At 37.2% G+C, this 8,622-nt stretch carries 10 protein-coding genes; 7 read left to right on the top strand and 3 right to left on the bottom strand.

The features are described from left to right. The 4 genes from DL92_RS0114045 to DL92_RS0114020 form a co-directional block, all read left to right on the top strand. On the top strand, positions 1–304 hold a 304-nt coding region (locus tag DL92_RS0114045; RefSeq protein WP_026668079.1), incomplete at its 5' end, for a TrmO family methyltransferase domain-containing protein. A gap of 579 nt (positions 305–883) precedes the next feature. Then, entirely contained in the window at positions 884–1,186 is a 303-nt protein-coding gene (locus DL92_RS0114035) for a hypothetical protein (protein ID WP_026654610.1), read from the top strand. 352 nt (positions 1,187–1,538) lie between these two features. After that, on the top strand, positions 1,539–2,504 hold the full coding sequence (locus DL92_RS0114025; protein WP_026668077.1) for a helix-turn-helix domain-containing protein: 966 nt from the start codon (positions 1,539–1,541) through the stop codon (positions 2,502–2,504). After that, positions 2,489–3,241 (top strand): hypothetical protein, encoded by a 753-nt coding sequence (locus DL92_RS0114020; protein ID WP_155841175.1) that lies wholly within the window; start codon positions 2,489–2,491, stop codon positions 3,239–3,241. The genes DL92_RS0114025 and DL92_RS0114020 overlap by 16 nt, the downstream gene beginning before the upstream one ends. 99 nt (positions 3,242–3,340) lie before the next feature. Here the strand turns inward: DL92_RS0114020 and DL92_RS0114015 are convergent, their stop codons facing one another. Genes DL92_RS0114015 through DL92_RS0114005 form a run of 3 tightly spaced genes read right to left on the bottom strand, consistent with a single transcriptional unit; the run spans position 3,341 to position 5,026 of the window. Continuing rightward, positions 3,341–3,859 (bottom strand): hypothetical protein, encoded by a 519-nt coding sequence (locus tag DL92_RS0114015; protein WP_026654614.1) that lies wholly within the window; start codon positions 3,857–3,859, stop codon positions 3,341–3,343. Positions 3,860–3,869: 10 nt separating this feature from the next. Further along, positions 3,870–4,319: a hypothetical protein gene (locus DL92_RS0114010; protein ID WP_026654615.1), complete on the bottom strand. Its 450-nt coding sequence runs from the start codon at positions 4,317–4,319 to the stop codon at positions 3,870–3,872. Positions 4,320–4,321: 2 nt separating this feature from the next. After that, positions 4,322–5,026, bottom strand: a complete 705-nt coding sequence (locus tag DL92_RS0114005) for a DUF4417 domain-containing protein (protein ID WP_026654616.1) — start codon at positions 5,024–5,026, stop codon at positions 4,322–4,324. 167 nt (positions 5,027–5,193) lie between these two features. On the opposite strand from DL92_RS0114005, the gene DL92_RS0114000 reads away from it, so the two are divergent. The 3 genes from DL92_RS0114000 (at position 5,194) to DL92_RS0113990 (ending at position 8,163) form a co-directional block, all read left to right on the top strand. Beyond that, the gene (locus tag DL92_RS0114000) at positions 5,194–6,063 is read left to right on the top strand and encodes a helix-turn-helix domain-containing protein (protein ID WP_026668076.1); all 870 of its coding nucleotides are present in this window, start codon (positions 5,194–5,196) and stop codon (positions 6,061–6,063) included. A 511-nt stretch (positions 6,064–6,574) separates the two neighbouring features. Further along, positions 6,575–6,784 carry an excisionase gene (locus tag DL92_RS0113995; protein WP_026668075.1) on the top strand — a complete coding sequence of 70 codons (210 nt, stop codon included), beginning with the start codon at positions 6,575–6,577 and terminating at the stop codon, positions 6,782–6,784. 98 nt (positions 6,785–6,882) lie between these two features. Beyond that, positions 6,883–8,163, top strand: coding sequence for a site-specific integrase (locus DL92_RS0113990; protein ID WP_026668074.1), 1,281 nt, complete (start codon positions 6,883–6,885; stop codon positions 8,161–8,163). Positions 8,164–8,622: the final 459 nt, after the last annotated feature.

Genomic DNA, 8,622 nt, shown 5'->3' with positions numbered 1-8,622 from the left:
CATTTTATATCATCTTGATAAGGCAAAGTATGAAAAAGAAAAACATCTTCAAAGAAGGCCTCAGAATAGAGAAGATATGCCTCTGGTGGGTATTTTTTCCCAGCGTGGAAAAGACAGACCTAACAGGATTGGCATGACTTCGGTTGAAATTGTATCTGTTTCGGAAGACAGACTCGTTGTCAAGGGGCTTGATGCGATTGATGGCACACCGATCCTGGATATCAAGCCATACTATCCTGTATATGATAAAAAAGATGCAGTTGTTCCGGAGTGGGTTGACCGCTTGATGGAGCATTATTTCTAATAGATAAATTCAAGTTTGCCGGAATCAATAATGCACCAAATAGGCAGCCTTCTGGACTGGGCAGGGAATTAGGCTCATTCCGAAAGGCTGTTTTTGCCAAAATACGGCACAATCCCAACTCAGAATATCTCCGAATGGCGAACCCGGGGTGACTACTTTTTGACTACTTTTCATGTCCATGATATTCCGAAATATTCCGTAATATTACACGATTGTGTTATTATTTTAATGTCGCGTGATAGAGTAAACACTTTTGTAATCCACCGGTGGTGCGCATTTCAGCGAATAACTCGGAATATCAAGGAGTAGGAATATATGATTAAAATACTGTTTGTCTGCCACGGCAGGATACTAACATAGAGGCTGAAATGCCTATTTTAGCTGGATATACAGGGTATGGCCTTTGGATTTGCACCTCATTTGCACCTTTTGAGTTTACAAAAGAACGTATAGTAAACAATAAAGAATCATTAAAACACGGCTCCAATATGGCAAATGAAGACATGGATGAAATACGTACGATGTTGGATAACGAAAATTTACAGTATGAAGTAGGCAGGACAGAAAGGTCGTGATGTTATGGGCGAAGTATTTGAAAAACTGGCAAATAAATATGCTGATGCTATTGCAAGGGAGCGTGTTGAGCAGACAAAAATAAAAATTATAAAGAATATCATGAAGAACATGAAATGGTCGTTAGAGGATGTGTTTAATGTTCTTGAAATTAAGGGCGAGGAACGTGAAATAATAGCAAAGCAACTTCAGAATTATGAGTTTGACAAACTGATGAAAAACTCCCAGAAATGGGCAAAAGAAGTAAGTATGACGGAGGCAGATATTAGTGAAGCTATAACTTCTGTTAGGAAAAAAAGAAAGACGTAATGAGTATGTCCGAGATGAGAGAATTATTTGATCTTTTAAAAGAAAATGGAATTCAAATAGATACCGGTTTCAGCGGTTAAGAAATTGCAGCTGTTGAGAATCTGTATGAGTTAAGCAGAAAAGCAAAATTAAGCGAATGCGCTGTTCCGAAATTTTTCGGCAAAAGGGGTTTGGGGCGATTCGCCTCCAACAAGCGTTAAGAGCATTTGTCCCACAAATGCACTGCTTGCCACTTTTTTAATAGCCCTCGTAGGGATTCTTTAGAAGCGGCGTTATCAACTAAACTAACATAAAAATTGAATACTAACATTATATGTGTTAGTATAAAATAAAAATGTTAGAAAGGGCTAAAATGAAAAAACTTTTCGAACAAGTATACGGAAGAAAACTGGATTCATTTGAAGAAACGAAATACTCTTTGCCGTTATATTTGCAAGATGGCAAGAGGTTTTACAGAGTGTCTGTTTCCGGAAAAGCATTTGTTGTCGTTTTTTTCGAAAATCAGGAGCGATTTAATATAAAAACCTTAAAAAAACAGTTGGCATCCTACCAAAATGCTCTAAAAGAGGATGCTGTTTATGGTTTTGACAAAATCAGTTCTTTTCAGCGTAATAGCATGATTGAGAATGATATTCCTTTTGTATCGCGTAATGGTCAGATGTATTTGCCATTCATGGGTGTGCTGTTTGAAAAGTGTGCCATGGGTGAGGATGTTGTCAAGGAACGCTTTGCGCCGGGATCACAGCTCCTTTTTCTCCTTTTTTTATATGAAAATGATAGTTATACAAAATTGGAGGCGGCAAAGAGGTTGCAGGTTTTGCCGATGGCAATATCCAGAGCATCAAAGCAACTGCTTGAAAAGGGATTAATTGAGGAAAAGAAGCAGGGCACTGGAATTGTAATGACTGTTAGCGTTAAGGATCGAAGAGAGCTATACGAAAAAGCAAGGAAATATTTAATTAATCCTATTCAAGGAGTCATGTATTTGCCTAACGGAAAAGTGGATAGCAGCGCACCTGCATCAGGGGAATTTAGCCTGTCTCAAAGATCTGAACTGGGTTATCCGAAGTATGTTGAGTATGCATTATATAAAGATTTGCCATTCTTTAAAGAGTTAGTTGGCGTTGATCCGGACCTGAACTATGAGGCTGATATTGTTCGCGTTCAAAAATGGAAATACGATCCGGTTATGCTTTCATGTAATGGGCAAGTTGACCCTGTATCGCTTATTTGCACATTTGAGGATACTAATGATGAGAGAATTCATAAGTGCCTGAAAGATGTTAAGGAGGAAATCTGGAATTGGCAGATAATATAGAATTAAAAAATAATCTTATGTCGTTTAAAGAGACATTCCGAGAATATACGGATTATTATACCGTGATAGGTGGAACTGCTTGTATGATCCTTATGGAGGAGGCGAGCAGAGACTTTCGAGCTACAAAGGACGTTGACATGATTTTGATTATGGAGGATGGTGGCAAGGAGTTTTGTAAAACTTTTTGGGAATACATATTGCGAGGAAAGTACACATGTGGTTGGAAAAATTCTGATCCGCACTATTACAGGTTTACAGAACCGGCTCCAGGGTTCCCGTCACAGATAGAGCTGTTTTCCAAACGAACAGATTTTGAAATGGATTCCCGCATTATTCCTGTTCATATTGATGATGACGTATCTAGCTTGTCAGCAATTGCTTTGGACGAGGATTTCTACGCTTTTATGAAAAATGGACGAAGAGTAGTTGATGGGGTCTCGGTTTTAGGGGCTGAGTATATTATTCCATTTAAAATGTATGCATGGCTCAATAACATCGACTTGAAAAAGCAGGGAGTGAGAGTCAACGCTGATGATATCAAGAAGCATAAGAATGATGTGTTCCGTTTACTACCGTTGATTAATCCTGATGTAAAGATTCAGACGGTTGGAAATGTTAGGGAAACTGTTCTTTCTTTTATTGAGAATATGGGCACGGAAACTGTAGCAGATGAATTTCTTTCAAATAGAAGAACGAAGGAAGAATCGCTGGATGTCTTCAGAAAAATATACTTATAATGGGAAACATATTATAATAGCGATTCTGCAGTAGATGATGCAGCACAGGAAATATAATAAAATCCTGTGCTGCTTTTTAGAAGTTTGGGCATTATATCCTTATTTCGTATCTTCGCACAAATATATGTGAGTTGTGCATGTTTCTATATCTGTTATATAAACAGTTTTTTCATCAGCTGTTATATATACTCTTGGAGTGCTCCGCTGAGCTAAGTAATCTTGTAAAGTCAGTTTTTCGTTTTGGGCAAGAAGCTTGTCCATTTCTTCATCTGTTAAAACCAGCAATTCTGTTAGTGATGAGATATCTATTTTTTCTGATTTTTTTTCTTTGTCTAAGACATACGTCCTCATGATCTTTCCACATGATTCAGCTTGAACCTCATATACCCGTTTGCATGAGGTACAGTACCAATATTCGACAGGTTCATTTCTATCCTGAAAACTGTTATTGCAATTATTTTTTTCATCCCATCCGGTGTAAAAATCCCATAACCTTATTTGAGGATTGGAATTAATGGCATCCTTAACCTCTTGGATATAATAGATACTTAGCCTGTTTTTTGAAGGGGATATAGTATTTGCCATTTCGGCACCACATTTACATCCTAATCTTGCCATGTCAGCCTCCTTATAGCGTTCTTCTTGTTTTATCATCAAACCATACTTCTACAGTTCCGAGGACATTTCCTTTTCGTAAAGCTTCATTATAACCAGTTGTAATAAGTTCTTTCGTGGACTTGGAATCACTTTGTTTCTTAGGAAGATACAATGCAACAGTACCTCCTGAGCCAACTTGCTGGAATCCTTCTTTTATATTTTTGGCTAATTGACTTGGATTATTACTCGTAGTCTGCTTTACTTCAATATTCTTGATAAAGTGTTCGTCATTACTTGTTTTAATTGAAAGATCGTATGTTTTAGCATTAATTTCGTCATGTCGCTGCCTGAAAACGGCTTCGTAACCCATGTCTATATATCTTTCTGCGACGAAGATAGTACCTGAATCGGTAACTTTTCTTCCTCCAGAATCTTTATAGTTTGTCTGGATTTGTGTATATCCTCCTTTTCCTCTTCCCATAGTCAAATTCCTCCCCATTTATTTTGGGAATAGGAAGGGAATATAATGATTGGGACTGGAAATTTGTCAATCCACTCTTGAGGAAAAAGACCATAAACTATTATTCCCTTGGGGTGCTTTTGGCGAACTAATTCGTGTAGCCCATTCAAAAAAATATGTTTTAGAATATAGTTATCAAAGCATCCTTGCGTGGTCACGGAAATCCAACTGTCTTCTGGCATTCCATCTAATGTCCATGGAAATGTATCTTTATCTCCAAAACCTGCGTTAGGTACTACAGTAGGATGAAACTGCTGTAGCCAGTAAGTCATAACATAGTTTCTCCAGCAGTTATATACCTGTTGAGGATAATACATGTTGCAAAGAATGCTGTAGTCTAGACCGATAACCAATGGAAAACGCTGCACCAAGTTAACGTATTTGTGCCGATTATTCCATATTCTTTCTATTATAGAATCTTTTGTGTAAAAACATAATCCACATTCTTCCGGATGCTGTTCATATGGAGCATTGTTTAAGGTAACTAATCTTTTTACGTCCGGTATTTTGGATATAGCTTTAAGCTTAGGATGATGGTGTTCTCCAACTAGCTCAGCATTTTCAGTAATGTCCCATCTAAAGAACTGTTGCTTTTCCTGTTCTTTTTTTGATAATGCATTTTCTGCTAGTCTGTTTTCATGATTCATAGAAAATTCGTTTGTTATCATTATTTTACTCCTTTCTGATATAGGATCCAATTTGGAGATGTTACCTAGTATTGCTATAGGAATGTATTGAGTCTTTATTTACAGCTCTTTGAGAGTATAGTATTATTATTTACATCCCTATTCAATTCCCTAAAACAATCCAATTATTAAAAATGGAAGGAGTAAAAATGGAATCAAATAGTCACTCTATTGGCTTTGGAAAGAATATTCGTAATATCCGTAAGAAGAAGGGCATGACTCAAACTGAGTTTTATCAATTTTTATTTCCGGAGAGCACTTCCTCAGAGGAAGCAATAAAGAAGAAAATGAATAAGGTTGAGAAGGGCGCTCAAAAATCAATTGATTTGGAAATGTTTCTTAGAATATGTGATAAGTGCGATATAAGCGCTGACTACCTTATAGGAAAAGAAAAAGATTATTCTAACTATGACAGAAAATATATTGGTAATTATACTGGTCTTAGTGACAATGCTATAAAACAATTGCATGAATGGCGTATAGCTAAGAATATCAGTACGGATGGTTATTGTTTTGATGAGGTGGCATTAGTAGAAGGTGATTCACATGATGATTCTGAACTGATTCATATGAAAAAAGAATCGGCGATGCTTTTCCTTGGAATGATCAATCTGTTGTTTGAGAGTGGGAAACATACTGTAACAATAAATGGACATAAATCAGAAGAGGCGTTTTCGAATCTCGCTGTAATCTATGCACTTTATATGTTATGTATGGATCAGCCCAAGACTATTTCCGGTTATTTGACAAAAGAATTTATGGAAGAAAACATTAGAAACAGCAAGTTGTTTGATGATTATGTGCAAATAGATGCTTCTAAAGTATCATTTGAAGATGAGACAAACGTTCTTTTTCCATTGAAAGTTGAAATGGTAATACATCAATATGCATGGAAAAGGCTTGAAAATGCAGTTGAACTTCTACGAATGCAGATAAAAGAAAAGAGAAACTCTCATCAGAATTTGAATATGAGTAGCCCTTTTGAGATATTTCATGATCAAGATGAGCTTACTGAGTGAACAGAATACATTTATGAATGTCAGCACTTACCTAGTATTGGATTACAGAACTGGTGAAAGTAAAAAAGAATAATCCTCGCACCGCCGCTTCTGAAGAATCCCTACGAGGGCTATAAAAGAAGTGGCAAGCAGTGCATTTGACAGACAAATGCTCTTGACGCTTGTTGGAGGTGTAACACCCCAAACCCCTTTTTCCGAAAAATTCGGAACGGCGCTAACGCTTAATAAGTGTATTTTTGATCTGACTTGATGGTAGTTATTTTTCAAAAAAACATATAGAATACTTTTTCAAAAAATCTGAATCTGATGAAAATGAGAGATTCAGATTTTTTATTTTTGCATTGCCTTGAAAATCGTCTTTCTTAAATATCGAACGGATGTCGCAAATGTCGACGTTTTAGAAAAGCTGCAAGAGATATCATAAATTTATCTAAGAGATACGTTTATGAAAGGAGGAGCAAAATGACGGACACAATAATTTTTGTAAAGAGGTTGCAGGGAGGATTTGAAGATGGATGATCTAATAAGAGAAGTGCCTCTTTGCGAAAAATATACTCTTTCAATCAGAGAGGCAGCAGAATATTTTGGAATCGGGCAGAAGCGGATAAGGCGAATAATCTCATTTGACCCGACTGCCGATTTTATTATCACGGTTGGAAATCGGAGACAGATAAAAAGGAAAAAATTTGAGGAATATATAGATGTTGCTACCTGCATATGAATGACATAATTACCTGTCCTCAATGGCGCAAAGGCTCTGATTATGGTATCATGGTGATGCCATATTGGAGCCTTTCTAAGTAGGAAGGAGACCAATATATGAGTAAAAAGAGACGAGATAATCGCGGCCGAATCTTAAGATACGGCGAGACACAGGAAAACACCGGTCGCTATAGATATAAATATTTAGATGCTTTTGGTGAGGCAAAATATGTTAGATCATGGAGACTTGATGTTAACGATCCGGTGCCTGAAGGAAGAAAGCCTGAGCCGGCTCTTAGAGAGCTTGAGAAGAAAATATCAGCGGATTTGATCAGCCAGATTATTCCGGAAGGAGGAAAACTTACAGTATCAGATTTAGTGGAGAAGTATGTCACATTGAAAAATGGTGTACGTCCAAGTACAAAAACCGGATATAAGACTGTGATGAATCTTTTGAAAAAGGATGTTTTCGGAACTCAGAGAATCGACAAGGTCAAGACTTTGCATGCGCAGACTTGGCTTGTGCAGCTTCAGAAAAATGGAAGAGGATACAGTTCGATTCATAGTATCAGAGGAGTTCTTCGTCCTGCATTTCAGTTGGCGGTGGATAATGATTTTGTCAAAAAGAATCCGTTTGATTTTAATCTTGGTACGGTAATCTACAATGACAGTGTTACCCGTGAAGCGATATCGCGCGATGACGAAAGAAAGTTCCTTAAGTTTATAAAGGAAGATTCTCATTATCGCAGATATTATGATGGAATCTATATTCTGTTTAATACAGGGCTTCGCATATCGGAATTTGTAGGACTGACATTTGATGATATTGATTTTGACAATATGAGGATCAATGTAGACCATCAGCTCCAGAGAAATAATGGTATAGGTTTAAACATCGGAGATACGAAGACTAAATCCGGAGGACGATTGATTCCGATGACGGAAGAAGTCGCGGAGTGTTTCAGGCGCATCATAGCAAAACGAAAGGTTCCTAAAATCGAGCCTATGGTAGATGGCTATGTGGGATTTCTTTTTCTTGATAAGGATGAGCATCCTATGGTAGCAATGCACTGGGAGAAGTACTTTAAACATATAGTTGATAAGTACAACAGAATTTATAAGGTGCAGATGCCTAAGGTGACACCTCATGTGTGTAGACATACTTTTTGTAGTCGTATGGCTTCGGCAAGAATGAATCCAAAGACACTCCAATACATAATGGGACATTCTGATATAGGCGTTACGCTTAATACTTATACGCATCTTGGATATGAAGATGCTATTGAGGAGTTCGAGCGTATCTCTGAGGAAAGCAGAAAAGCCATTGGTTCAAAGAAAGATACTGCTAAAGTTAAAACCTTTAAAGGGTATAGAAAAAAGAAGGTGTCAAATGAATGATGCCGCAAATTCTTATAATTTTTGCACCTTTTTGCGGGGGAAAATATGTTTGTTTTTGGCAAAAATATGCCCCGCAAGCCGCATGAATACTGAAGGTGCAAATTTTTCGATTTTGCACCTAATTTGCACCTTTTGCAGGCAAAAATATGCCCAAATATGCCTTTTTTTGCCACAAAAAAATTTTTAGAAAAACGCGGGAAGCCGCATAAATAGAGGATTTTACGCAATGACGAGGATCTTATTCGTCTGCCACGGCACAGCACTCTAAAAACTCTTGAAACCTGCATGAATACTGGGCTTTGGCTCTTGCATAATATGGCTTTAACCCCCGTTTAACCCCTGTTTTTTTAGGGTAAAAAATCTCAATTTGTAATTAAGAAAAAACGAAGAAACACATGATTTTTGCGCTACATAGAGCAGTTATCCGAAAGGATAGCTGTTCATTTTTTTTTAACGGCA

It is taken from the genome of Butyrivibrio sp. AE2005 (assembly GCF_000686965.1).
Classification (GTDB): Bacteria; Bacillota; Clostridia; order Lachnospirales; family Lachnospiraceae; genus Butyrivibrio; species Butyrivibrio hungatei_A.
Note: the sequence above shows the minus strand (reverse complement) of the source record. Positions and strands in the feature narration are given on the sequence as shown.

Excerpts from the sequence above, each read along its gene's own strand:
- DL92_RS0114035 (WP_026654610.1), top strand. The coding sequence starts at position 884 with ATGGGCGAAGTATTTGAAAAACTGGCAAATAAATATGCTGATGCTATT.
- DL92_RS0114005 (WP_026654616.1), bottom strand. The coding sequence starts at position 5,026 with ATGATAACAAACGAATTTTCTATGAATCATGAAAACAGACTAGCAGAA.
- DL92_RS0114015 (WP_026654614.1), bottom strand. The coding sequence starts at position 3,859 with ATGGCAAGATTAGGATGTAAATGTGGTGCCGAAATGGCAAATACTATA.
- DL92_RS0113995 (WP_026668075.1), top strand. The coding sequence starts at position 6,575 with ATGGATGATCTAATAAGAGAAGTGCCTCTTTGCGAAAAATATACTCTT.
- DL92_RS0114025 (WP_026668077.1), top strand. The coding sequence starts at position 1,539 with ATGAAAAAACTTTTCGAACAAGTATACGGAAGAAAACTGGATTCATTT.
- DL92_RS0114000 (WP_026668076.1), top strand. The coding sequence starts at position 5,194 with ATGGAATCAAATAGTCACTCTATTGGCTTTGGAAAGAATATTCGTAAT.
- DL92_RS0113990 (WP_026668074.1), top strand. The coding sequence starts at position 6,883 with ATGAGTAAAAAGAGACGAGATAATCGCGGCCGAATCTTAAGATACGGC.
- DL92_RS0114010 (WP_026654615.1), bottom strand. The coding sequence starts at position 4,319 with ATGGGAAGAGGAAAAGGAGGATATACACAAATCCAGACAAACTATAAA.